Origin of the sequence: Actinoplanes sp. NPDC026623, from assembly GCF_040638275.1 — a bacterium.
GTDB lineage: Bacteria > Actinomycetota > Actinomycetes > Mycobacteriales > Micromonosporaceae > Actinoplanes.
The window spans coordinates 1-24,281 of record NZ_JBEZXZ010000139.1; the positions used below are offsets into that span (position 1 = coordinate 1).

Genomic DNA, 24,281 nt, shown 5'->3' on the forward strand with positions numbered 1-24,281 from the left:
CGGCGATCCGGTCCAGCTTGCCCGCCCGGCGAAGCTGGGTGAGCATGCGGTCATATCTGCGTGTTCCGCGGCGTGCGGCTCGGCGGCCGGGCGCGCGCCGGCTGGATCCTCATCGGCCTCGGCGCCCTGTCCTGGGCCGTGGGCCAGCTGTGGGCGTTCCGGCTGGAGACGCTCACGGGCACCGTTCCGATGCCGTCCGCTGCCGACCTCGGCTTTCAGGCCATGATCCTGCTGACCGCCGCCGGCCTGCTGGTCCTTCCCGCCGTGGCGCAGACCCTGGCCAACCGGGTCCGCAGCGTCCTGGACGGCCTGATGGTCGCCGCGTCGATGGTGCTGATCGCCTCGCACGTGCTCTACGAGCCGCTGCGCGGTGCCGGCGGCACCAACGTGCGCGGCCTGCTCGTCAACCTCAGTTATCCGGTCGGCGACATCGTCATCGTCACCATCATCGTCTACATGCTGGCCCTGCAGCGCAGGCACGGGAGCACGTACGCCCGCCTCACGCTGATCGGCGCCGGCGTCGCCGTCTTCGTCGTCGCCGACATGGGTTTCGCGTACCTGAACCTGGAGGGCGCGTACGGCTCCGGCGGGTGGATCGACGCCGGCTGGCTCGCGGGCTTCCTGCTGATCATGCTCGCCGCCGCCAAGCCGGGCGATGCGGCACCGGCCGCCGAGTCCGAGAACCCCGCGGACGCCCGGCCGTTCGCCGTGCTGCTGCCGTACATCGCCGTGCTCGCCGCCCTGGCGGTCAGCGTCGTCTGGTACCTGCGCACCGAGCAGACCACCGCGTTCACCGCGTACACCCGCTCGGCGCTGATCCTGCTGATCGTCGGGCGCCAGCTGCTCACCCTGATGGAGAACCGCAGCCTCACCGGCAGCCTGGAGAACCGGGTCGCCGACCGGACCGCCGCGCTGTCGGCCAGCGAGCAGCGCTTCCACTCGCTGGTGCAGCACAGCTCGGACGTGGTGACCGTGGTCGGCACCGACGCGGAGGTGCTCTACCAGAGCGAGTCCGTGCAGCGGGTCTTCGGCTACCCGCCGGAGGTGCTCACCGGTCGCCGGCTCACCAGCCTGCTCGACCCCGCGGCGGCCGCCCTGCTCGCGGACGCCCTGCGCTCGGTCGGCAACCGCGCGCACGCGACCACGACCATCGAGCTGACCATGCCGCACCACGACCGCCGGCTGCGCCAGGCCGAGATCACCATCACCAACCTGCTCGACGACCCGAACGTCGGCGGCATCGTGCTCAACACCCGCGACATCAGCGAGCGCAAGGAGCTGCAGGAGCAACTCGTGCACGAGGCGTACCACGACGCGCTCACCCAGCTTGCCAACCGCGCGCTGTTCCGCGAGCGGGTCTCCACGGCCCTGGATCACCGCGCCGAGGACGAGGACGTGACCGTGCTCTTCCTCGACCTGGACGGCTTCAAGGAGGTCAACGACAGCCTCGGGCACCTCGCCGGGGACCGGCTCCTGGTGCAGGTGGCGCACCGGCTCAGCACCTCCGTTCGCACCGGCGACGTGGTCGCCCGCTTCGGCGGCGACGAGTTCGCCGTCCTGATCTCCTCGCCGCTGGGCGCGGGTGAGGCCGAGTCGGTCGCGCAGCGCATCATCGACGGACTGCACGAGCCGTTCCTCGTCGACGAGCGCACCCTGCACGTGCGGGGCAGCGTCGGGCTCGCCTCGTACACCACGCTGGCCGACGGCGACGACGCCGGCAACGCCGAGCAGCTCATGCGCAACGCCGACCTCGCCATGTACAAGGCGAAGGCGACCGGCGGCAGCAGCTACGCCAGCTACGACCCGAGGATGCTGGCCGGGCTGGTCGAGCGTCTCGAGCTCGAGGCCGACCTGCGCCTGGCCCTCGACCGCGACGAGCTTCGGGTGCACTACCAACCGACCATCGACCTGGTCGACAGCCGGGTGATCGGCTTCGAGGCGCTGGTGCGCTGGCAGCACCCGACCCGCGGCATGATCAGCCCGCTCGACTTCATCCCGATCGCCGAGGCCACCGGCCTCATCGTCCCGCTGGGCCGCTGGGTGCTCACCGAGGCGTGCCGGCAGGCCGTCGAATGGGCGAAGCGCGACAACCAGCGGCCGATCAAGATGGCCGTGAACGTCTCGGTGCGCCAGTTCGACCGCTGCGACCTGTCGACCGTCGTCCGCGAGGTGCTGACCGAGACCGGCATGCCGGCCGACCGGCTCTGCCTCGAGATGACCGAGAGCGTGCTGATGACCGACACCGAGGAGAACCTGGCCCAGCTGGTCCGGCTCAAGGCGCTCGGCGTGACCCTGGCGATCGACGACTTCGGCACCGGCTACTCGTCGCTGGCCTACCTGCGCCGGTTCCCGGTCGACATGCTCAAGATCGACCGCTCGTTCATCGAGCGGCTCGGCGAGCAGACCGACGACACCGCGCTGGCCAGCACCATCGTCCAGCTCGGGCAGAGCCTCGGCATGTCGACCGTCGCCGAGGGCATCGAGGAGTACGGCCAGCTTGCCGCGCTGCGCGGGATGGGCTGCACGTTCGCACAGGGCTTCTACTTCTCCCGCCCGGTGCCGGCCCTCGAGGCCGGTCTGCTGCTGCCGCAGGACGCCGACGCCGTCGTCGCCTGATCCCGGCCCCGCTCAGAACAGGGTCGCGGGCCCGACCGGCTCCGGCTCGGGAAGGGCGGGTACCACCACCCGCGCCCGCACCTCCTCGTGGAAGCGGCGCGCGAGTGCCGGCGCCTCGGCGTTGTCCGGGGTGTGTATGAACACGGTCGGCGAGCGACCCTCGCGCAGCCACCCGGCGACGATGCCGACCCAGCGCTGCCAGCCCTCGGCCGTCCGCTCGCTGTCGTCGCGGCCGAGATAGCGGACGATCGGCCGATCGGTGAGCGCGCGCGTGCGAAGCGGCAGGCGCGGCTTCCTGGTCCAGGCGTCCCGTTCCGCGTCGCTGGTCGGCGCCGCGGCGAAGAACGCGGTGGTGTCGAAGGGAATCCACTCGGCGCCCGCGGCGTCGAGCACCCCCTCCAGCAGCCCCGCCGAGCGGGGGTCCTCGAAGAACGCGGGATGACGGACCTCGACGGCGTACGCGTGTGCGGCCGGCAGCCGGCGCAGGAAGCGGTCGAGCACCGGCACGTCCGCGGGCGCGAACGATCCCGGCAGCTGGATCCAGAGGGCGTGTGCCCGCGGGCCGAGCGGCTCGATCGCGTCCAGGAAGGCCCGCAGCGCCTCGTCGGCGTCGACGAGGCGGCGTTCGTGCGTGACGACCCGGGGCAGCTTCAGCACGAACCGGAAGTCCGGGCCGGTCTGGCCCGCCCACGACGCGACGGTCTCGCGGGTCGGCGTCGCGTAGAAGGTGGTGTTCCCCTCGACCGCGTCGCACCAGCCGGAATAGGCCCGGAGCCGCTCGTTCGCCGCGAGCGGATGTGCCAGGAACCGTCCCTGCCAGGACTTGAGGGACCACATGGCGCATCCCACATGAAGCCGCACGGATCCCCCTTTCGCCCCCGCGAGAGTAACAACGCGCCCGGCCCGGTATCCGGGGCTTGGCCCGGGGTGCCACGATGTTCGCCATGACCCTGGTACGCACGGTCCGGTTGCGCTTCGGACAACTCTCCCGGGCGGCGGCCACGCACACGAACCTGTCCGCGGTCCGCGTCGACGGCCGGGTGCTCTGGATCGCCGGTGACGAGACGGCGACGCTGGAGCGCCTGGTGGCCGACGACCCGGACGCGCCCGGCGAGTACTCCGACGAGCAGACGTTCCGGCTGGCCGACTTCGTCGACCTGCCCGGCGAGGACGCCGACGAGGAGGCCGACATCGAGGGCCTCGCCCGCACCGGGCACTTCCTCTGGGCGGTCGGCTCGCACAGCCTGCGGCGCAAACAGATCAAGGAACGGCACGCCGGTGACAAGGCGCTGCGCCGGCTCGCCCGGGTGGAGGGCCAGCCCAACCGGCAGGTTCTGGTACGCCTGCCGATCGCGGACGTGGACGGCCTGCCGACGCCCGTACCGGAGATCGAGGTCGACGGCGAGCGGCACCGCGTGGCGCAGCTGGACACCCGCGACGGCCTGCGGACGCTGCTGCGCCACGACGAGCACCTGGCGCCGTTCCTGGCCATCCCCGGCAAGGACAACGGCCTGGACATCGAGGGCATCGCGGTGAGCGGGGACCGGGTCTATCTGGGCCTGCGCGGCCCGGTCCTGCGCGGCTGGGCGTTCGTCCTGGAGCTGCGGCCCTACGTCGACCCCCGCGAGCCGGGCCGGCTGCGCCTGCGCGACTTCGAGGACGGCCGGTCCTACCGCAAGCACGTCCTGGACCTCGACGGCCTGGGCGTCCGTGACCTGTGCCCGGCGGGCGAGGATCTCCTGGTGCTCGCCGGCCCGACGATGGACCTCGACGGCCCGGTGCGGATCTATCGCTGGCACAACGCCTGCCGGGTGGACATGCCGGCGATCGTGCGCGGCGAGCTGCTCTCCCGCGAGCTGGAGCTCACCTACGGCGAGGGCGACGACCACGCCGAGGGGCTGGGCCTGATCGGGCCCCCGGAGCACCGGACGGCGCTCGTGGTCTACGACAGCCCCGCCGCGATCCGGCTGACCGACGACGGCGCGGTCATCGCCGACATCGTGCAACTGCCGTAGCCACCCGCCGAACGCCGCCGGTCCGTTCATAAGCCCCATTGTGGACGGGCCGCGCGCCGTCGCGGGCCGACGCCCGAAGTTCCGGAACCGTGAGTTTGCGGCCCAGCCTTGATCGGCCGGCACGCCGCCCATCACCACGCCCACCTGCGGAGACGAGCGTCGATACCCGGCGCGTCCGGGTGATGCCGCCGGAAACGTGGGTGGGGAAGCGCTTCCCGAGCCTCTACCAGGCATTGACACCCGTTAACCCGAGGTTCACAGTGACCTATCAAAGAGCGCTTTCCCACGGCGTGCAGCAACCCCGTAATCGCATCGACACATCCCCGCACCACCCCCATCCCCCACTTCTTGATTCCCCGCAAGGAGGACCCCTTCATGAGTTCAGCCGTTTTCCGAGGCGGAGGGCGCAGCATGTCGCCCGCGAGGGCCGTCGCCCTCACCGCCGCGCTTCTCGGTCTGCTCGCCGCCTTCCTGGTCGCCACGATCCGGGACGCCGACGCGGCCGAGGTCATCGTCTCGCAGGGCAAGCCGACGACGGCCTCCTCCGTGGAGTGGGCGGGCACGCCCGCCTCCGCCGCCACCGACGGCAACACCGGCACCCGCTGGTCCAGCGCCTTCTCGGCGAGCCAGTGGCTACAGGTCGACCTCGGCTCCACGATGGCCGTGAGCAGGGTAGATCTGAACTGGGAGGCCGCGTACGCGACGGCCTTCACGGTGCAGTTCTCCACCAACGGCACGACCTTCACCAACGCCACCGGTACGCTGCGCGGCAACGTCGGCGCCCAGACGGTCGCCGCCGCGGGCAACGCCCGGTACGTGCGGCTCAACCTCACCGAGCGAGCCCTGTCGATCTACGGCTACTCGCTCTGGGAGTTCCAGGTCTTCGCGGGCGGCACCCCGCCGACCGACCCGACCACGCCGCCGCCCACCGGCGGCGCCACGCTGCTGTCCTACAACAAGCCGGGCGCGGCGTCGAGCGAGCAGAACGACGTCAACTGCAACCCGTGCACCGTCGCCAAGGCCTTCGACCTGGACCCGGCCACCCGCTGGGCGACCAGTTCGACCACCGGCTGGGTGGACCCGGGCTGGATCTACGTCGACCTCGGCGCCACCGCACAGATCAGCCGGGTGGAGTTGCAGTGGGACCCCGCGTACGCGACCGCGTACCGGATCCAGGTCTCGCCGAACGCCACGACCTGGACCGACATCTACTCGACGACGACCGGCAAGGGCTTCAAGGAGGTCCTGAACGTCTCCGGCACCGGCCGCTACGTCCGGATGTACGGCACCGCCCGCTCCGGCCCCTACGGCTACTCGCTGTACGACTTCAACGTCTACGGCACCGGCGGCGCGCCGAACACCCCGCCCGCCCGGCCCGCCGACCCGACCTTCCCGGCCACCAACCTGGTCTGGAGCGACGAGTTCAACGACCCGGCCGGCACCAAGCCGAGCACCGCGAAGTGGACCTACGACCCCGGCTTCCCGCAGAACGGCGAGGTCCAGTACTACACCGAGAACAGCAACAACGCGCAGATGGACGGCGGCGGCAACCTCGTCATCGAGGCGCGCAAGGAGGCCTCGAACGGCCGCGACTACACCTCGGCGCGGATGAACACCGGCGGCAAGTTCACCGCGCAGTACGGCCGGGTCGAGGCCAGGATCAAGGTGCCGAAGGGCAACGGCCTCTGGCCCGCGTTCTGGATGATGGGCGCCGACTTCCTCACCGGCCGCCCGTGGCCCTACAACGGCGAGATCGACATCATGGAGGTCCTCGGCCGCAACACCACCGAGGGTTACTCGACCCTGCACGCGCCGCAGTACAACGGCGGGGGTGGCTACGGCCAGAAGTACACGACGCCCGGCGCGGCCGACCTGTCGAGCGCGTTCCACGTCTGGACCGCCGAGTGGGACAGCAAGGGCATCCGGTTCCTGCTCGACGGCACCCAGGTCTTCTACGCGAGCAAGGCGACCGTGGAGGCTACCCGCGGGCCGTGGATCTTCGACCACCCGTTCTACATCATCCTCAACCTCGCGGTCGGCGGAGACTTCCCCGGCCCGATCGACGCCTCGACCCCGTTCCCCTCCCGGATGCTCGTCGACTACGTCCGCGTCTACAAGTGAACTGACGGCGGCATCCAGCACGCGCCGGGGCGGGGCCCCCATACCCGCCCCGGCGCACCACCTCCCAGAAGTTCCACCGCCACTGCTGGAGGGAATCCCCCGATGAGAAAGAGAACCCTGTCCGTGGCGGCCGCGATCGCGGCCGTACTGACGACGTACGTCGTCGCCGCGCAGACGGGCGCCAACGCCGCGGACGTGCTGCTCTCCCAGGGCCGCCCGGCCACCGCGTCGTCGACCGAGTCCGCGGCCTTCCCCGCCTCGAACGCCGTCGACGGCAACGCGGGCACCCGCTGGTCCAGCGCGTTCAGCGACCCGCAGTGGCTGCAGATCGACCTCGGCGGCACCGCGACGGTCTCCTCGGTGGCGCTGGCCTGGGAGACCGCGTACTCGAGGACCTTCAGCCTGCAGATCTCCCCGAACGGCAGCGCGTGGACCGATCTCAAGACCAACGTCGCCGGCACCGGCGGCCGGCAGGTCGTCGCCGTCACCGGCTCCGGGCGGTACGTGCGCCTGCTGTCGACGGCCCGGGCCACCCAGTGGGGCGTCTCGCTGACCGAGTTCGAGGTGTACGGCACCGGCGGCGGCCCGACTCCCCCGCCGACCATCCCGCCGGGCGCGGTGCGGGTGGCCGAGTTCCTCGCCGACTGCCCCTACAGTCACCGCCTGCCGGACGACCCGATCGTGTTCCCCAGCATGCCGGGCGCCTCGCACATGCACAGCTTCTTCGGCAGCACGGTGACCAACGCGTACTCGAACGTCACCGACCTGCTGAACGCGAACAGCAACTGCAACCCGTCGATCGACAGGTCCTCGTACTGGATCCCGACGTTCTACAACAACAACGTCCCGGTCGAGCCGACCACGGGCATCTTCTACTACCTGGGTGAGGGCGTCAGCGACGCGCAGATCGCGCAGACCCAGCCGCTGCCGCTCGGCCTGCGGATCGTGGCCGGCAACGCCAAGGCGACCGGGCCGAACGACAACACCATCTCGCGCTGGTCCTGCCTGCACGCCGGGGAGGTCGGCTCGTCGCACGACTTCGTGACCTGTCCGGCCGGCACGATGCTGGAGTCGTACCTCGACTTCCCGCACTGCTGGGACGGGGTGCACCTGGACTCCGCCGACCACAAGAGCCACATGGCGTACCCGGTGAACAACGCCTGCCCGGCCAGCCACCCGGTGGTCGTGCCGAAGCTGCGCCAGGTCATGCGGTACCCGGTCAGCGGCAATCCGGCCGGCTTCCGGCTGGCGTCGGGGCCGGGCTACACCATGCACGGCGACTTCTTCAACGCCTGGCCGGAGGAGGAGATGGCCCGCCGGGTCAACGACTGCATCCGGATCATCGTCAAGTGCGGCACCAACGGACGGCCGTGACATGACCTCCGCGGCCGCCGGGGCGCAAGGTGGCGCCGGCGGCTCGCGGGGGCGCGCTAAATCGGTACGAGAAAGCGCTCTCACGAGGAAATATTCTGGTGCTATAACAGACGCCATGACTACCCGGCCCGCCCGCGGAGGGCACAACCCGACGATGGATCAGGTCGCGGAGGCGGCCGGGGTCTCGCGGGCGACCGTATCCCGGGTGATCAACGGCGCACCCAGCGTCGACGCCAAGATCCGCGAGATCGTCCAGCGGGCCATCGCCGAGACCGGCTACGTGCCGAACGTCGCCGCCCGCTCGCTCGTCACCCGCAAGTCGAACTCGGTCGCGCTGGTGATCTCCGAGCCGGACCGGCCGTTCGACTCCTCGTTCCTGAACCGGATCTTCACGGACCCGTACTTCGGCCGGATCACCGCGGGCGCCACCGGCGCGCTGCGCCCGCACGACATCCACCTGGTCATCATCCCGACCGACTCGACGGACCACCACCACGTGATCCGCTACCTGCGCCAGGGTCACGTCGACGGGGTGCTGCTGATCAGCAGCCACGAGCAGGACCCGCTCCCCCGCCAGGTGCACGAGCTCGGCATCCCCGCCGTCGTCTCGGCCCGGCCCGCCGCGCCGCTGGCCGTCAGCTTCGTCGACGTCGACCAGCGCCTGGGCGCCCACCTCGCGGCGGAGCACCTGCTCGCCCGCGGCTGCCGCCGGCTCGCCACGATCAGCGGGCCGCTGGACATGCCGTCCAGCCAGGACCGGCTCGACGGCTTCCGGTCGTACCTGGCGAATCGCGGCATGGGCGACGTGCCCGTCGTCGAGGGCGACTTCACCCGGCACGGCGGCGAGGCGAGCGCCCGGCGGCTGCTGAGCGAGCATCCCGACATCGACGGCCTCTTCGTCGCCAGCGACCTCATGTCCGAGGGCGCGCTGCGCGCGGTGCAGGACCTCGGCCGCCGGGTGCCCGACGACGTCGCCGTTGTCGGATTCGACGACAGCAGCGCCGCCCTCGACTGCCGGCCGCTGCTGACCACGATCCGCCAGCCGGTCGAGGAGATGGCCGCGGAGATGGCCGAGGTGCTGATGGCCCGCATCGCCGCGCCGGGCCGGCTGCCGCGCTCGGTCGTGTTCCAGCCGACGCTGGTGATCCGCGAGTCCGCATAGGCCATCATGAGTGCGTGGTCGACCTCCTGATCAATCTGCTCGCCAGCGTCATCGCCGGCACCGCCGTGTGGCTCGCCGGCAAGGTCCTGCGCCGCCGCCGACTCGCCCGCGAACAGGCCTTCTTCGGCCTCACCGAGGGCGCGAGCTGCCTGCTCGTCGCCTCCCGGCACGCCTCGTCCCCGCGGGAGAACAGCGTCCACCGCCGCGACGTCGCGGCCCTGGTCGAGCTGGCGACGATCGCCCGCGAGTGCGGCGCCCGGGCCGACCGGGTGGGCGAGGCCGAGCCCGCCGGCGAGATCGGCCGGCAGACGGAGTTCTGCGTCGGCGGCCCGCTCACCGCCAACCCCCGCACCGCGGTGCACCTGCGCACGATCCTGCGGGGCGTGACCTTCGCGATCCCCGACCCGGACGCGGCCGGCGAGGCCCGGATCGCCTTCACCGTCGGCGGGACGGAATACGCCCGGACGGCGGACACCACGTATGTGGTGTTGGCCCGGTTCTGGGGACCGGGCCGCGGGTGCCCCGTCTTCCTGCTCGGCGGCCTCACCGCGGGCGCCAATCTCGCGGCCGCCCGCTACCTCGCCGGGCAGCATCGGCAACTGGAGCGCCGGTACGGTGCCGACCGGCCGTTCTGCCTGGTGCTCCGGATCGTCGAGCCGGCGGCATACGGCACCGACTTCACCGACGTGGCGGCCGACGTCACAGGCGTCGCGTTCGAGCCGGCGCCGGCCACCGATCCGATCGGGCCAGCGCGGCAACCGTCCGGACAGTAGCGTGACGGGACATGGGGACAACAGGGCAGACACTGGCGGACGCCAACGAGGCGATGATCGAGGCGGCGTTCCGCACGGGCGACTACGACGAGGCGGAGCGGACCTTCCAGGGGCTGCTGAGCAGGGCGCGCTCCGACGGTGACCGGGCGCTGGAGGCGGCCGTGCTGGACCGGCTCGGCATGCTCATGCACTTCCGGGCGCTGGACGGCGACCTGGCGCAGGCCGACAGCGACGGCGAGGAGGCCCTCTTCCAGCAGGCCCTGACTATCCGCCGCGAGCTCGGCGACCAGGCGGGCATCGCCGAGTCGCTCTTCGGCCTCGGCCTGGTGCACCAGGTGCTGCGCACCGACTGGGACGCCGCGATGCCCTGCTTCACCGAGGCCCTCGACCTGGCCGAGGCCCACGGCGACCTGCTGCTGCGCTCCGAGGTGCACCGGCACGTCGGCTTCTACTACGCGAGCTCCGACCTGCAGTCCGACAAGGCGCTCGAGCACCTGCGGATCTCGCACGACCTGCGCGCCGAGCTCGGCGACCCGCGCTGGATCCCCGGCGGGACGATCGCGCTGGGCATCGCCGAGCTGGCCGACGGCCTGCGCGAGCAGGGCCTGGCACACGTCCGCGAGGCGGTCGCCCAGGCACAGGACGCCGGTCTCAGCCAGAAACGCATCGACTGGATGGAAGACTTCCAGCGCAAGCTCGAGGCGGAGCAGTGACCACCCTCGCCGAGGCCTGGGGCCTCGCCCGCGACGACAGCGGCCTGGCCATCGTCTCCACCCTGCGCGCCGACGCGACGATCCAGTCGTCGCTTGTCAACGCGGGCGTCGTGCCCCATCCGTCGACCGGCGAGCCGGTGCTGGGCTTCGTCACGTACGGGAGGGTGAAGATGGCCAACCTGCGGGCCCGCCCGCAGGTGACGGCGGCGTTTCGCCGGGGCTGGCAGTGGGCCGCGGTCGAGGGCGACGCGGAGCTGGCCGGACCGGGCGACCCGCGGCCCTGGCTGGACCCGGAGCGCCTGCGGCTGCTGCTCCGCGAGATCTTCGCCGCGGCGGGCGGCACCCACGACGACTGGGCGGAGTACGACCGGGTGATGGCCGAGCAGGGCCGCACCGCCGTGCTGATCACCCCGTCGCGGGTCTACGGCAGCTGATCCGCCCGGCTCACGGCAGGTCCTTGGCCATCTGCTGGGCCAGCAGCCCGTAGCCCAGCCGCTCGAAGAGGCGCCGGGCGTCCTCGTTGGAGCCGTCGACGTTCAGGCCCAGGCCGCGGACTCCCCGGCGCACCAGCTCGGCCTCGACCGCGGCGATCACCGACCGGCCGTACCCGCGGCGGCGGAACGCCTCGTCGATGCCGACGTGGTGCAGCCAGCCCAGGCCCGGCAGGTTCGGTGCCGGCATGGCGGCCCAGACCCAGCCGACCGGCTCGCCCCCCACCAGCGCCGTGCGCAGGATGTTCCCCTCGGTCCGGTCGCCGTCCGGAAGCAGGTCGGCCAGCCTGCGGGCCGAGCGGGCCTCCGCCTCGCCGTGCCAGATCCCCTGCTCCTGCACCAGGTGCTGGGCGTACTCGGCGCCCAGCGCCTCGATGCGGGCCGGGTAGTCGATCATCGGCGCGAGGTCGATCCCCGCCGGGGACGGCACGTCGGCAAGCGTGCGGGACAGCTGCCGCGCGGTCACCTCGAAGCCGAGCCGCTCGTAGAGCCGGCGTGCCGTGTCGTTGTCGCCGAAGACGTTCAGCCCCAGCCTCGGCACCCCCGACTCCGCCAGCTCGGCCTCGACGGCCTTGATGATCTCCCCGCCGTGTCCCCGGCGGCGGCTGCCGGAGTGGACCTCCACGTCGCAGATCCAGGCCGCCTCGGGCATCGCCGGGCCCGGCAGCGACACCCAGATCCAGCCCACCTCGGCACCGTCCACGACGGCCTTGCGCAGCAGCTGCCCCCGCGTCGCCCGGCCGCGCGGCAGCCGCTCGGTGATGTCGCGCTGGGACTCCGCCACCGCGTCCGGCAGGGAGAGACCGCGGGCGACGGAGATCGCCTCCGCGTATCCGGTGACCATCGACTCACGACGGGAGGCGAAATCCCGGTCGTTCATTTCCAGCAACGCCAGCGCCATGAGGTGACCCTTTCACGACGGAGTGACACGGTCTTCCCGGCATTTCCCCGAAACCGGTGGTCGAAGGGCTGAATCGCAGCCGCAGTCCCTCCGTCGGGGTATACACACGCGCCGCGGAATCGGGCCATCATCTGACCAACCAGTCCGATAGCGACCGGACAGGAGAAAAACCCTGAAAGGTGGGGCCGATGGCCAGCTGGACCCTGGTGCCGTGCCTGGTGACTCTGCGAAACGAGTTCAACCGGCTGGCCCCCGACCGCGACAAGGCGAGCGACGGATCCATCGGCGACATCTCGCACGCCGCGAAACCCTCGGACCACAACCCCGACGAGACCGGCAACACGCCGACCGAGGACAGCGACCGCAAGAACGAGGTCCACGCCATCGACGTGGACAACCAGCTGCACAAGTCCGGCTGGACCATGGACCGCTGCCTGGACATCATCATCGACCGGCACCGCGACGGCCGCGACGACCGGCTGCAGAACGTCATCTACAACCGCCGCATCTGGTCGCGGTCGTGGGGCTGGACGGCCCGCCCGTACACCGGGACCAGCGCACACACCGAGCACGCGCACTTCTCGGCGCGGTACACCACTGCCCAGGAGAGCGACACGAGCCCCTGGGGACTGCTGGAGGAAGACGTGACGAAGACCGAATTCAACGCCTGGATGACCGAGTGGGCACGCAGCGCGGTGGGGCGGGAGGCCCTGGCCGTGGCGGTGCTGGCCTGGGATCCCGGCGTCGACGCGAGCGGCCACGTCCGTCCCGGCGGCGTGCCGAACCCGGACCCGGTCGGCGCCAAGACCAACCCGACCTTCGGGCCCAACTACGCGCTGCACCGCGCGGTCGTCGCCGCGACGCTCGGCTACGAGATCCGCGAGCGGGTCGAACACGTGCAGGCCTCGGTGGACGCCCTGGCCAAGAGCCACCCGCCCGCGCCGGTCGGCATGCAGGTGAGCCCGCAGCAGGCGCTGGACGCGCTCGGCAACGGCCTGTCCGACCAGGAGGCCGCGGCCGCGCTGCGCGCGGCGCTCGGCGACCGGGCGGCCCAGGTTGGCCGGCTGCTGGCGGGGTAGCCCGGCGCAGTCGGCGGCCAGTGCCCGCCCCGCTCGCGGGCCGGTCTTGAACCAACCGCTCGCCCGTTCCCGGGCCCCGCAGTACCGTAAACCGCATGTTGATCAGCTGTGGGTGCCCGGTGTCCGGAGTGTGGGCGGATCCGCTGTCAGTGACCGGCTTCGCGATGCGCGCGGAGGAGCTCGGCTATCACGGCCTGTGGTCGTTCCAGCGGTTGCTCGTCGGCGCGGGCCAGACCCTCGAGCCCGTCTACCAGAGCGTCCTCGACCCGCTGCTGGCGCTCACCTACGCCGCCGCCCGCACCACGCAGATCCGGCTCGGCGTCGCCGTGATCAACCTGCCCTACGTCTCACCCACCTACCTCGCCAAGCAGGCGAGCACCCTCGACGTGCTCTGCGGCGGCCGCTTCGACCTGGGCCTGGGCACCGGCTGGTCCGAGGTGGAGTTCACCGCGACGGGCTCCGACCCCAACCCGCGCGGGCGCCGCACCGAGGAGTACCTCGCCGTCCTGCGCACCCTCTTCCGCGGCGAACAGGCCGAGTTCGACGGCGAGTTCTACACCGTGCCGCCGAGCGTGATGGCACCCCGGCCGGTCCAGCCGGGCGGCCCGCCGATCCTGCTGGGCGGCACCGCGGACATCGCGCTGCGCCGGGCCGGGCGGCTCGCCGCCGGCTGGGTCAGCAGCAGCCGGGCCAGCCTCGACGACATCGCCCGCGGCACCCAGATCGTCCGGCGCGCGGCCGAGGAGTCGGGCCGCGACCCCGATTCCGTACGGATCGTCGTGCGCGGCGTGGTCAAGGCCGGCCTGCGCGACGACAACGTTCCGCTGTCGGGCACCTGGGAGCAGATCCGGGCCGGCGCCGAGGCGTACCGGGAGGCCGGCGTCACCGAGCTGTTCTACGACCTCAACTGGGATCCGTTCATCGGCTCTCCGGACGGCGACCCGCGCGCCGCGGGCGAGCGGGCCGAGGAGATTCTCACCGCACTCGCACCTAACGGCTGAAGTTCTCCCGCGTACGTGTCACCGAGGGGTGCCTGCCCTTCCCGGCGCCCCTCGCGAACCGGCAACCTGGGCGGACGCAGCACGCAGCGCCCACCCGGGGAGAGCCATGTTCCACCGCACGCTTGCCACCCTGGTCACCGTCGCCGCCCTCGCCGCACCGGCCGGATGCGGGGTGCTCGACGGCTCGCCGACCCCGGCCTCCGGCGAGGCACCGGCAGCCACCACGCCGGGGGCGCAGAGCGGCCTCGGCGACTCCGTGAAGGATGCCGGCGACATCCCCGACCCGTGCACGCTGCTCAGCGACTCCCAGGTGACGAGCCTGACCGGCCGTGACATCAGCCAGATCGACCGGGACGGGCTGACCGACGGCGAGGAGACCCGCTACTGCCAGTGGCAGCAGCCCGGCGGCCAGCTGGCGGTCTTCCTGAGCCGGACGACCCCGGACGATTTCAAGGTCAAAATCGCCGAGGCGACCCCGGTGGACGGCGTCGGCGAGGACGCGTTCGCGCTGGCCGGCCACCTCTACGTGCTCTACGGCACGGTGTCGATCGACGTCTACAGCCGCGGCGACAGCGACGACGAGAACCAGACCAAGGCCGCAACGATCGCCAAGGTCCTGATCCCGAAGATCTGAAACGACCGCCTCCACATCGATGGCGTGGGCCCTGCTGGGTTAGTCTGCTGAGCCGATGACTACGCCCGCCTCCCCGCCGCCCGGTGTGTACCGCTCCCGGTCGCGGGTCACCCGCAACCGGCTCGCGCTCGCCGCGGCCGGGCTGGCGCTCGTGCTGCTCGGCTACCTGATCGGCCGCCTGCAGGGCGGCTCGGACTCGCCGGCCGCCGCCGCGCTGCCGCCGGCCTCCGCGCCGGCCTCGACGGCGCCGGAGCCGGAGCCGGAGCCGTCGAGCGCACCGCCCACGACGGAGGCGGCGGCGCCCGGCCTGGACGCGTACTCGGTGCTGCAGGCCGAGGCGGCGTCCGGGCAGCAGGGCACCGAGGTCCAGGACACCGAGGACGAGGGTGGCGGGCAGAACGTCGGCTGGATCGGCAACGGCGACTGGCTGCGCTTCGACGACGTCGACTTCGGCGACACCCCGGCGACCGGGTTCGCCGCGCGGATCGCCTCCGACGCCGGGGACGGCGGGCACGGCCGGATCGAGATCCGGATCGACAGCCCCGCCAACCCGCCGGTGGGCACCCTGGCGACGGGCGAAACGGACGGCTGGCAGAACTGGGCGAGCCGGAAGACCGAGATCGCGGCGACGACCGGCCGGCACACGGTCTTCCTGGTCTTCGCCGCCGACAACGGCGACGACTTCCTCAACATCAACTACTTCGCGTTCACCCGCTGACCGCGCTCAACTCCCCCGAAAGCCGTGCGCCGATCGGCCGGCCCGTTCCACGCTGACCTTATTCGAACATGTGTGCGAAGATGGCCGGGTGTCCGACCAGGCGACCATCCTGCATGCCGACCTCGACTCGTTCTACGCCTCGGTCGAGCAGCGCGACGATCCCGGGCTGCGCGGCCGGCCGGTGCTGGTCGGCGGCGGCGTGGTGCTGGCGGCGAGCTACGAGGCCAAGGCCTTCGGGGTGCGCACCCCGATGGGCATCGCGCAGGCGCGGGCGCTCTGCCCGCACGCGCTGGTCGTGCCGCCGCGGATGTCGGCCTATTCGGCGGCCAGCAAGGCGGTGTTCGAGGTCTTCCGCGACACCACGCCGATCGTCGAGGGCATCTCCATCGACGAGGCGTTCCTGGAGGTCGGCGGCCTGCACCGGATCCGCGGCACGCCGGCCGCGATCGGCGCGCGGCTGCGGGCCGAGGTCCGCGACCGGGTCGGGCTCCCGATCACGGTGGGCGTGGCCCGCACCAAGTTCCTGGCCAAGGTCGCCAGCGGGGTCGGAAAGCCGGACGGGCTGCTGGTCGTGCCGCCCGCGCAGGAGCTGGCGTTCCTGCATCCGCTGCCGATCGAGCGGCTCTGGGGCGTCGGCCCGGTCACCGCCGGCAAGCTGCGCGAGCGCCACATCCTGACGGTCGGGCACGTGGCCCGCATCGGCGAGGCCGCCCTGGTCGCCATGCTCGGCACGCACGCCGGGCGGCACCTGCACGCGCTCGCGCACAACCGCGACCCCCGCCGGGTGCGCACGGGCCACCGGCGCGGCTCGATCGGTGCGCAGTGCGCGCTGGGCCGGCGGCAGCGGCCGTTCGAGGAGATCGACGCGACGCTGGCGGCCCTGGTCGACCGGGTCACCCGGCGGATGCGCACCGCGCACCGGGCCGGGCGCACGATCACCCTGCGGCTGCGCTTCGGCGACTTCACCCGGGCGACCCGTTCGCGCAGCCTGCTCAAGGCGACCATGCAGACCCGGGCGATCCTGGAGACCGCCCGGCAGTTGCTGCGCGAGGCCCGGCCGCTGATCGACGAGCGCGGCATCACCCTGGTCGGCGTGGCGGTCGGCAACCTGGACGGCGACGGCGCCGTCCAGCTGGAGCTGCCGTTCGCCCTGCCCGCCGAGGACCTGCTGGACACCGCGCTCGACGCGGTCCGGGACAGGTTCGGCTCGGCGTCGGTCACCCGGGCCACCTCGCTGGGCCGGGACCTCAACCCGTCGGTGCCCATCCTCCCGGACTGATCACTGAGCCTTTTTCAACGTGGCCCGGGCGGCAGCGCCCGGCGGAGGCCGACGGCACGGATACCTCTGGCCCGAGGCCAGGTTGACATTGCTCACCCCGCGGCGGCGCCGGCTCGCGCCGGCTCGGCGGGCGCCCTGAACCTGGAGCGCACGGCGCAGACCACGCCGTCGCTGGCGTATTTCGCGGCGCACGAACCCGTGGTCGCGGACATCGTGTGGAAGGGGCAAGCCCCGCACGGCGCTGGTGGTCACAGAGCTAGGCCGGTAGGCCGAGCTGGGCGCGGCCGGTGGCGCTGAGCTCCTCGGCGGACGGGCGGCCGGACCAGCCGGCCTCGTAGTCCTCGGCCGCGAAGTCGGCCGGGCTGATGCCCTTGAGGAAGGCCTGCCCGCACTCGGCGGCGTAGGCGGCGTTCTTCTCGCAGTGCGGGCTCGCCGGAATGTACATGACGTTGCCCCAGCCCTGCTGGTCGCGGACCGCGCCGACGGAGTGGATCATGTCGCCGTGCCACCAGACGGTGTCGCCGGGCTCGACCGCGGGGATCGGGGTCAGCGCGGGCATCAGCGCCGGGTGCCAGCGCTCGCTGATCGGCAGCGCCTGGCCGTTCGCGGCGCCGCACAGGTCGTCGTCGGCCACGTCGTCCTGCAGGGCGCGCAGCAGCAGGTAGGCCATCGCCGACGGGATCGGCACGACGTGCAGGACGCCCTCGGTCGGCGCCATGTCGGACAGCGCGGTCCAGCCCTGGAAGGTGCGGAACGCCGAGCACATCACCGTGGACTCGTACTCGTGCACGTCGGTGCGGTAGGCGCCGTCCCACGGGTCGTAGGCCTCCGGGTTGCCGTTGAAGACGTGGCGGAAGACGTTCTGGTAGGCCGGGAGGAGCCAGCGCTCGATCGAGCCGGAGTCGGTGTGCGCGGACAGGCCGGCAGAGTCGGTGCCGGGCTCGCGGCGGCGCACCCGGTCCGGGTACGCGGTGTCGCGGGTGGGGTCGAACCAGACCCGGCCCTCGGACTCGTGCCTCCAGAAGGAGTTGAGGAAGCCCCGGACGGCGACCATGTTGTCGTCCTCGCGGGCCTGCATCTGCGGCCGCGACCAGTAGATCGGGAAGATCGACGGCCGGCTCGCGGCGAGGCCACCGAAGACGCCGTCGTCGACGTAGCGGTAGGTGCCGGCGAAGTCGTTGCGGTCCAGGTATTCGACGAGCTCGGCGTCCCACCGCTCGGCGCGCTCGCGGGGGAAGGTGCCCTTGACGATGGCGCAGCCCCGGCGCCGGACGGCCTCGACCTGCTCGGCCGGCACCGTGCCGGCGGCGACATCGGCGAACCGCACCACGGGCCAGACCTCCTCGCCCCGCTCGCGCTGGGCGACGATCTCGGCGACCTCGGCCCGGACCGCGGCCTCGGCCCGCGCGAAGGCGGCGGCGACGTCGCCGATCTGTGCCCGCAGCTTCGCCTTGGTCTCGCGGATGGCGGTGGGGACGTCGGCGGGTGCGGTGCTCATCGGTATCTCCCTGCATCAATGGTGGGCTCAGTATTTGATTAGGTGACCTAACTAGAAGCTTGTCCTAATGTAAGAGGTCGGCGGGGAAGATCACAAGGGGTGCGAGTGAACGAGTTCTCCCGAGCACTGCCGCAGACGGTCCTGCGCGAGGCCACGGACCGCCGGCTGCTCGACGAGACGATCCGGCAGGGCCGCACGACCCGGGCCGAGCTCGCGGACGTCACGGGCTACTCGCGGCCGACCGTCTCCGAGGCGGTCCGCCGCCTGGTCGACGGCGGCCTGCTCGACGCGACCGGCCTCAAGGAGACCGGCCGGCGCGGCCGGGTGGGCACCTTCTACGAGCTGGGCGCGCAATCCGGGTGGGTGCTCGGGCTGGAGCTGGACCAGTCCGGCGTGCACGCCCGCGCGGCCGACCTGGGCGGGCGCACCCGCGCCGAGCTACGCCGGCCGCCGACCCCGCCCGGTGACGCCGCGGCGCTGGCCGAGAGCGTGCGCGCCGCGGTGCGCACGATCGACGGCGGCGCGGGCCCGCTGCGCACGGTGGGCGTCTCGATCGCGAACCCGGTGGACCCCGCCACCCGTCAGACCATTCCGCTGGCCGGCACGCCGTTCCCGGAGGGCCTGCTCAGCCCGGTCGAGATGATCGGCGACCTGGTGTCGGCGCCGGTGCTTGTCGACAACGACGTCAACCTCGCCGCGCTGGCCGAGCACCGGGTGGGCCGGGCCGCGGGCGAGGCCGGCTTCGCGTACGTCTACGTGGGCGCCGGGCTGGGCGTGGGGCTGTACATCGGCGACCAGCTCATCCGGGGCGCGCACGGGCTCGCGGGCGAGGTCGGCTACCTGCCCGGCGCCGCGGCGCCCACGATCGCGGGAGACCTGGCGGCGGGCGGGCTGGGCCGCACGGACGCGCCCTCCAACGACGTCGCGGCGGCGCTGGCGCTGCTGGACCGCTCGGACGAGACGGCGCTGCGGGTGCTCGCGCACGCGGTGGCCCGCGCGATCAACTCGGTCGCCGCGGTCGTCGACCCGGCGCTGGTCCTGCTCGGCGGCCCGGTGGGCACCCACCCGGCGCTGCTGCCCCGGGTACGCGCGGCGATCTCGTTCCCGGGCCCGATCCGGGTGGAGCACGGCGCCCTGGGCACGGACGCGTCGCTGTGCGGCGCCCTCGAACTGGCCATCGAGCACGCCCGCGCCGCCGCGGTGGCCGTCTGACCCGCCGCCGCCCCGGACGGCACGCGGGTACCCGTGGTGCGGCAGACTGCTCTGGTGCGGAAGATCTACGTCATCGGGATCGGCTCGGGCAATCCCGACCACTTGACCCTGCAGGCAGCCAAGGCCATCGGCCGGACCGACGTGTTCTTCCTCCTCGACAAGGGCGAGGCCAAGGAGAGCATGATCGAGCTCCGGCGCCGGATCCTGAAGGCGTACGGCCGGCCGAGCCGGCGCATCGCGCAGGGCCGCGACCCCGACCGCGACCGGACCCCGGCGGACTACGAGGGCACGATCGCCGACTGGCGGCACCGGCGCTCCGAGGTCACCGAGGCGCTGATCGGCGAGCACCTGCTCGACGACGAGACCGGCGCGTTCCTGGTCTGGGGCGACCCGTCGCTGTACGACTCGACGATCAGCATCCTGGACGAGATCCTGGCCCGCGGCCAGACGATCTTCGAGTACGAGGTCATCCCCGGCATCAGCAGCGTCTCGACCCTGGCCGCCAAGCACCGGATCGGCCTGAACCGGGTCGGCCGGCCGTTCCAGGTCACCACGGGACGCCGACTGGCCGAGGGCTGGCCGGACGGCGCCGACGACGTGATCGTGATGCTTGACGCCCATCAGACGTTCGGCACCGTCGACGGCGGCGACGTGGAGATCTTCTGGGGCGCCTACCTCGGCACCGAGGACGAGCTGCTGATCGCGGGGCCGCTCGACGAGGTGGCCGACGAGATCCGCCGGGTGCGCGCGGAGGCCCGCGAGCGCCACGGCTGGATCATGGACACCTACCTGCTGCGCCGCCGGGTCTAGGCGGGCTCGGCGCCCTCCAGGTCGCCCTCGGTCTCCAGGTAGACCTGTTGCAGGGCGGCCAGGGTGGCCGGGTCCGGCGCCTCCCACAGGCCGCGGTCCGCCGCCTCCAGCAGCCGTTCGCTGATGCCGTGCAGGGCCCACGGGTTCGACTTGGTCATGAATTTCTGGTTCTCCGGGTCCAGCACGTAGGCCGCCGCGAGCTGCTCGTACATCCAGTCCGCGACGACGCCGGCCGTGGCGTCGTACCCGAAGAGGTAGTCGACCGTCGCGGCGAGCTCGAAGGCGCCCTTGTAGCCGTGGCGCCGCATGGCGGCGATCCACCGCGGGTTGACCACCCGGGCCCGGAACACCCGGGCGGTCTCCTCGGTGAGGCTGCGGGTCCGCGTCGCGTCCGGGTTGGTGGAGTCGCCGATGTACGCCGCCGGCGCCCGCCCGGTCAGCGCCCGCACCGTGGCGATCATGCCGCCGTGGTATTGGAAGTAGTCGTCGGAGTCGGCGATGTCGTGCTCGCGGGTGTCGATGTTCTTCGCCGCGACCTCGATGCGCCGGTAGGCGGTCTCCATGTCGCCGCGGGCCGCGACCCCGTCCAGCCCCCGGCCGTAGGCGAACCCGCCCCAGACCGCGTAGACCTCGGCCAGGTCGGAGTCGCCGCGCCAGTTGCGGCTGTCGATCAGCGGCAGGATGCCCGCTCCGTAGGCGCCCGGCCGGGAGCCGAAGATCCGCGTGGTGGCCTGGCGCCAGGTCCGGTCCGCCGAGACGTCGGCCAGCGCGTGCGACCGGACGTAGTTCTGCTCGAGCGGCTCGTCCAGACCGGCGACCAGGCCGACCGCGTCGTCCAGCATGGCCACCACGTGCGGGAACGCGTCCCGGAAGAAGCCGGAGATGCGCACGGTCACGTCGATGCGGGGCCGGCCCAGCTCGTCCAGGCCGATCGCCTCGATGCCGGTGACGCGGCGCGAGGCCTGGTCCCAGACCGGGCGCACGCCCATCAGCGCGAGGATCTCGGCGATGTCGTCGCCCGCCGTGCGCATGGCGCTCGTGCCCCACGCCGAGAGCCCCACCGAGCGCGGCCAGTCGCCGTAGTCGGCGCGGTAGCGCGTGAGCAGCGAGTCGGCCATGGCCTGGCCGGTCTCCCAGGCCAGCGTGCTCGGTATCGCCTTGGGGTCGACGGAGTAGAAGTTGCGGCCGGTCGGCAGCACGTTGATCAGGCCGCGCAGCGGAGAACCGCTGGGCCCGGCCGGCACGTAGCCGCCGTCGAGCGCGTGCAGCACGTTGGTCAGCTCGTCGGTCGTCCTCGCGAGGCGCGGCACGACCTCGGTGGCGGCGAACCGCAGCACGTCGGCGACCGTCTCGTCGCCGGTGACCTGCGCCGCGGCCGCCGGGTCCCACCCGCGCGCCTCCATGGCCGCGACCAGCGCGCGGGCCCGCTCCTCGACGGCGTCGGTCTCGGCGGTGGACGCCTCCTCGGCCAGTCCCAGCGCCTCGCGCAACCCAGGCAGGGCCGCAACTTGGCCGGCCCACATCTGCCGGGCGCGCAGCATCGCCAGCACCAGGTTGACCCGGGCCTCGCCGGTCGGTGCGGCGCCCAGGATGTGCAGGCCGTCGCGGATCTGGACGTCCTTGATCTCGCAGAGCCAGCCGTCGACGTGCAGGATGAACTCGTCGAACTGCTCGTCGTCCGGCCGGTCGTCCAGGCCCAGGTCGTGGTCCATCCTGGCGGCCTGGATCAGCGTCCAGATCTGCGAGCGGATCGCGGGCAGCTTCGCCGGGTCGAGCGCGGCGATGTTGGCGTGCTCGTCGAGCAGCTGCTCGAGCCGTGCGATGTCGCCGTAGGACTCGGCGCGGGCCATCGGCGGGATCAGGTGGTCGACCAGGGTGGCGTGCGCGCGCCGCTTCGCCTGGGTGCCCTCGCCCGGGTCGTTGACCAGGAACGGGTAGATCAGCGGCAGGTCGCCGAGCGCCGCGTCGGTGCCGTCCGACGCGGACATGCCGACGTTCTTGCCGGGCAGCCACTCGAGGTTGCCGTGCTTGCCGACGTGCACGACCGCGTGCGCGCCGAAGTCCTCGGCCAGCCATCGGTACGCGGCCAGGTAGTGGTGGCTGGGCGGCAGGTCGGGGTCGTGGTAGATGGCGACCGGGTTGGCACCGAAACCGCGCGGCGGCTGCACCATGACGACCACGTTGCGCCCGCGCAGCGCGGCGAGGACGATGTCGCCCGAGTCCACGTACAGCTCGCCGGGGGCCTGGCCCCAGTGCCGCTCCATCGACTCGCGCAGGCCGGCCGGCAGCGTCGCGAACCAGGAGCGGTAGGAGTCGCCGGAGATCCGCACGGGGTTGCCGGCGAGCTGGTCCTCGCTCAGCCAGTCCGGGTCCTGGCCGCCCGCCGCGATCAGCGCGTGGATGAGCTCGTCGCCGTCCTGTTCGGCCACGCCGGGGAAGTCGCCGACCTGATAGCCGCGCTCCCGCATGGCCCGCAGCAGCCGCACGGTCGAGACCGGGGTGTCGAGGCCGACGGCGTTGCCGATCCGCGAGTGCTTCGTCGGGTACGCCGAGAGCATGACCACGATCCGGCGCTCGGCCGGCGGGACGTGCCGCAGCCGGGCGTGCGCGACCGCGATGCCGGCGACCCGGGCGGCGCGCTCGGGGTCCGGCACGTAGACCGAGAGCCCGTCGGGGTCGATCTCCTTGAACGAGAACGGCACGGTGATGATCCGGCCGTCGAACTCCGGGATCGCCACCTGCGTCGCCGCGTCCAGCGGGGAGAGCCCGTCGTCGCTCGCCTCCCAGGCGGCGCGGCTGCCGGTCAGGCAGAGGCCCTGCAGGATCGGCACGTCCAGGTCGGCGAGCACGCCGACGTCCCAGGCCTCGTCGTCGCCGCCGGCGGAGGCCGTTGCGGGCCTGGTGCCGCCGGCCGCGAGGACGGTCACGACCAGGGCGTCGGCCTTGCGCAGCTCGGCGAGCAGCTCCGGCGAGGCGGTGCGCAGCGAGGCCGTGAAGATCGGCAGCGGCCGCCCGCCCTTGGCCTCGATCGCCTGGCACAGCGCCTCGACGAAGCCGGTGTTTCCGGCCATGTGGTGTGCGCGGTAGTAGAGCACCGCGACCACCGGCCCGCCGGCGTCCGCGGCGTCCCGGGGGAGCACGCCCCAGTCGGGCGCCGCGACCGGCGCCGCGAACCCCCGGCCGGTCAGCAGGATGGTGTCGGAGAGGAAGTCGTGCAGCGCCGCCAGGTTTTCCGCGCCGCCGTAGGCCAGGTAGCCGTGCGCCTCGGCGGCAACGCCCGCGGGCACGGTGGAGAGCTTCATCAGCTCGGCGTCGGGCGCCTGCTCGCCGCCGAGGACGACCACCGGCACTTCCCCGGCGAGCAGCGCGTCGAGGCCCTCCTCGAAGGCCCGGCGCCCGCCGAGGATGCGCACGACGACCAGGTCGACCCCGTCGAGCAGGGCGGGCAGGTCCGCGACCGCGATGCGGGCCGGATTGGCCAGGCGGTACGCGGCGCCGCAGGCGCGGGCGCTCAGCAGGTCGGTGTCCGATGTCGACAGCAGCAGAAACACGGCTCTCCCCTCGGGGTCCGCGCCCCGGGTAGACGGAATTCACGGCGACCGGAGTTCCTGGCTCCCGGGGTCGTCAGAACCCGGTGACAGTGGCGGGACCGCGCCGGACTCGCACCGGCTTCCTCCGCGGCGTCGCCGCACGTGGGTTCCCACTCTTGCGACCGGCGCGGACGGCGTCAAGGCACAGCGGGCGGTGTGACGATGCCGACCGCCGCCGGGAAGTTGTCGGCCCGGATCCGTAGTATCCGGGCCGTGTCCCAGCCATCCACACGCGCCGACGCCGACGCCTGCCCGGGCGCGCTGCGGCTGCACGCCGCGGCCGACGGGCCGCTG

Annotated in this window: 19 protein-coding genes and 1 riboswitch; of the genes, 15 read left to right on the forward strand and 4 right to left on the reverse strand. The window is 72.6% G+C overall.

The genetic code is table 11. The features are described 5' to 3' along the window. Positions 1 to 60 precede the first annotated feature (60 nt). Positions 61 to 2,616, forward strand: coding sequence for an EAL domain-containing protein (locus AB0F10_RS31370; protein WP_360633095.1), 2,556 nt, complete (start codon positions 61 to 63; stop codon positions 2,614 to 2,616). 12 nt (positions 2,617 to 2,628) lie between these two features. Here AB0F10_RS31370 and AB0F10_RS31375 read toward each other — a convergent pair whose 3' ends face one another. After that, positions 2,629 to 3,453 (reverse strand): DUF72 domain-containing protein, encoded by an 825-nt coding sequence (locus AB0F10_RS31375; protein WP_360633098.1) that lies wholly within the window; start codon positions 3,451 to 3,453, stop codon positions 2,629 to 2,631. Positions 3,454 to 3,560: 107 nt separating this feature from the next. Here AB0F10_RS31375 and AB0F10_RS31380 point away from each other — a divergent pair, with 107 nt between their 5' ends. The 7 genes from AB0F10_RS31380 (at position 3,561) to AB0F10_RS31410 (ending at position 11,208) form a co-directional block, all read left to right on the forward strand. Next, the gene (locus tag AB0F10_RS31380; RefSeq protein WP_360633101.1) at positions 3,561 to 4,631 is read left to right on the forward strand and encodes a DUF3616 domain-containing protein; all 1,071 of its coding nucleotides are present in this window, start codon (positions 3,561 to 3,563) and stop codon (positions 4,629 to 4,631) included. A gap of 411 nt (positions 4,632 to 5,042) precedes the next feature. Further along, positions 5,043 to 6,752, forward strand: a complete 1,710-nt coding sequence (locus tag AB0F10_RS31385; protein ID WP_360633104.1) for a discoidin domain-containing protein — start codon at positions 5,043 to 5,045, stop codon at positions 6,750 to 6,752. Positions 6,753 to 6,854: 102 nt separating this feature from the next. Beyond that, positions 6,855 to 8,126, forward strand: a complete 1,272-nt coding sequence (locus AB0F10_RS31390; protein ID WP_360633107.1) for a DUF1996 domain-containing protein — start codon at positions 6,855 to 6,857, stop codon at positions 8,124 to 8,126. 115 nt (positions 8,127 to 8,241) lie between these two features. Beyond that, positions 8,242 to 9,288: a LacI family DNA-binding transcriptional regulator gene (locus AB0F10_RS31395; RefSeq protein WP_360633110.1), complete on the forward strand. Its 1,047-nt coding sequence runs from the start codon at positions 8,242 to 8,244 to the stop codon at positions 9,286 to 9,288. 14 nt (positions 9,289 to 9,302) lie between these two features. Next, a complete protein-coding gene (locus AB0F10_RS31400; protein WP_360633113.1) occupies positions 9,303 to 10,061 on the forward strand; it encodes a hypothetical protein in 759 nt (252 codons plus the stop codon). Positions 10,062 to 10,072: 11 nt separating this feature from the next. Further along, positions 10,073 to 10,774: a tetratricopeptide repeat protein gene (locus AB0F10_RS31405; protein WP_360633116.1), complete on the forward strand. Its 702-nt coding sequence runs from the start codon at positions 10,073 to 10,075 to the stop codon at positions 10,772 to 10,774. Next, positions 10,771 to 11,208, forward strand: a complete 438-nt coding sequence (locus tag AB0F10_RS31410; RefSeq protein ID WP_360633119.1) for a TIGR03618 family F420-dependent PPOX class oxidoreductase — start codon at positions 10,771 to 10,773, stop codon at positions 11,206 to 11,208. The genes AB0F10_RS31405 and AB0F10_RS31410 overlap by 4 nt, the downstream gene beginning before the upstream one ends. Positions 11,209 to 11,218: 10 nt before the next feature. Here the strand turns inward: AB0F10_RS31410 and AB0F10_RS31415 are convergent, their stop codons facing one another. Next, complete coding sequence (locus tag AB0F10_RS31415; RefSeq protein WP_360633122.1) at positions 11,219 to 12,166, reverse strand: GNAT family N-acetyltransferase; 948 nt, start codon at positions 12,164 to 12,166, stop codon at positions 11,219 to 11,221. A gap of 188 nt (positions 12,167 to 12,354) precedes the next feature. Between AB0F10_RS31415 and AB0F10_RS31420 the strand changes: the two genes are divergently transcribed. The 5 genes from AB0F10_RS31420 (at position 12,355) to dinB (ending at position 16,877) form a co-directional block, all read left to right on the forward strand. After that, positions 12,355 to 13,245: a hypothetical protein gene (locus tag AB0F10_RS31420; RefSeq protein WP_360633125.1), complete on the forward strand. Its 891-nt coding sequence runs from the start codon at positions 12,355 to 12,357 to the stop codon at positions 13,243 to 13,245. A 95-nt stretch (positions 13,246 to 13,340) separates the two neighbouring features. Beyond that, positions 13,341 to 14,246 (forward strand): TIGR03619 family F420-dependent LLM class oxidoreductase, encoded by a 906-nt coding sequence (locus AB0F10_RS31425; protein WP_360633128.1) that lies wholly within the window; start codon positions 13,341 to 13,343, stop codon positions 14,244 to 14,246. A 106-nt stretch (positions 14,247 to 14,352) separates the two neighbouring features. Beyond that, positions 14,353 to 14,880 (forward strand): DUF3558 family protein, encoded by a 528-nt coding sequence (locus tag AB0F10_RS31430; RefSeq protein WP_360633131.1) that lies wholly within the window; start codon positions 14,353 to 14,355, stop codon positions 14,878 to 14,880. Between the two features lie 55 nt (positions 14,881 to 14,935). Continuing rightward, positions 14,936 to 15,598, forward strand: a complete 663-nt coding sequence (locus AB0F10_RS31435) for a carbohydrate-binding protein (protein WP_360633134.1) — start codon at positions 14,936 to 14,938, stop codon at positions 15,596 to 15,598. An 88-nt stretch (positions 15,599 to 15,686) separates the two neighbouring features. After that, a complete protein-coding gene (gene dinB / locus AB0F10_RS31440; RefSeq protein WP_360633137.1) occupies positions 15,687 to 16,877 on the forward strand; it encodes a DNA polymerase IV in 1,191 nt (396 codons plus the stop codon). 256 nt (positions 16,878 to 17,133) lie between these two features. Here the strand turns inward: dinB and AB0F10_RS31445 are convergent, their stop codons facing one another. After that, positions 17,134 to 18,375, reverse strand: coding sequence for a YbiU family protein (locus AB0F10_RS31445; protein ID WP_360633140.1), 1,242 nt, complete (start codon positions 18,373 to 18,375; stop codon positions 17,134 to 17,136). 105 nt (positions 18,376 to 18,480) lie between these two features. Here AB0F10_RS31445 and AB0F10_RS31450 point away from each other — a divergent pair, with 105 nt between their 5' ends. Next, positions 18,481 to 19,587, forward strand: coding sequence for an ROK family transcriptional regulator (locus AB0F10_RS31450; protein WP_360633143.1), 1,107 nt, complete (start codon positions 18,481 to 18,483; stop codon positions 19,585 to 19,587). 54 nt (positions 19,588 to 19,641) lie between these two features. Continuing rightward, positions 19,642 to 20,397, forward strand: a complete 756-nt coding sequence (cobF, locus tag AB0F10_RS31455) for a precorrin-6A synthase (deacetylating) (protein ID WP_360633146.1) — start codon at positions 19,642 to 19,644, stop codon at positions 20,395 to 20,397. Here cobF and cobN read toward each other — a convergent pair. Then, positions 20,394 to 23,948, reverse strand: coding sequence for a cobaltochelatase subunit CobN (gene cobN / locus AB0F10_RS31460; protein ID WP_360633149.1), 3,555 nt, complete (start codon positions 23,946 to 23,948; stop codon positions 20,394 to 20,396). The genes cobF and cobN overlap by 4 nt on opposite strands. Before the next feature lie 51 nt (positions 23,949 to 23,999). Then, a riboswitch (cobalamin riboswitch) is annotated at positions 24,000 to 24,073 on the reverse strand. Positions 24,074 to 24,281: the final 208 nt, after the last annotated feature.

Coding starts and splice junctions, on each gene's coding strand:
- AB0F10_RS31405 (WP_360633116.1), top strand. CDS start 10,073: ATGGGGACAACAGGGCAGACACTGGCGGACGCCAACGAGGCGATGATC.
- AB0F10_RS31420 (WP_360633125.1), top strand. CDS start 12,355: ATGGCCAGCTGGACCCTGGTGCCGTGCCTGGTGACTCTGCGAAACGAG.
- AB0F10_RS31380 (WP_360633101.1), top strand. CDS start 3,561: ATGACCCTGGTACGCACGGTCCGGTTGCGCTTCGGACAACTCTCCCGG.
- AB0F10_RS31445 (WP_360633140.1), bottom strand. CDS start 18,375: ATGAGCACCGCACCCGCCGACGTCCCCACCGCCATCCGCGAGACCAAG.
- AB0F10_RS31425 (WP_360633128.1), top strand. CDS start 13,341: ATGTTGATCAGCTGTGGGTGCCCGGTGTCCGGAGTGTGGGCGGATCCG.
- AB0F10_RS31395 (WP_360633110.1), top strand. CDS start 8,242: ATGACTACCCGGCCCGCCCGCGGAGGGCACAACCCGACGATGGATCAG.
- AB0F10_RS31375 (WP_360633098.1), bottom strand. CDS start 3,453: ATGTGGTCCCTCAAGTCCTGGCAGGGACGGTTCCTGGCACATCCGCTC.
- AB0F10_RS31430 (WP_360633131.1), top strand. CDS start 14,353: ATGTTCCACCGCACGCTTGCCACCCTGGTCACCGTCGCCGCCCTCGCC.
- AB0F10_RS31390 (WP_360633107.1), top strand. CDS start 6,855: ATGAGAAAGAGAACCCTGTCCGTGGCGGCCGCGATCGCGGCCGTACTG.
- AB0F10_RS31435 (WP_360633134.1), top strand. CDS start 14,936: ATGACTACGCCCGCCTCCCCGCCGCCCGGTGTGTACCGCTCCCGGTCG.
- AB0F10_RS31415 (WP_360633122.1), bottom strand. CDS start 12,166: ATGGCGCTGGCGTTGCTGGAAATGAACGACCGGGATTTCGCCTCCCGT.
- AB0F10_RS31385 (WP_360633104.1), top strand. CDS start 5,043: ATGTCGCCCGCGAGGGCCGTCGCCCTCACCGCCGCGCTTCTCGGTCTG.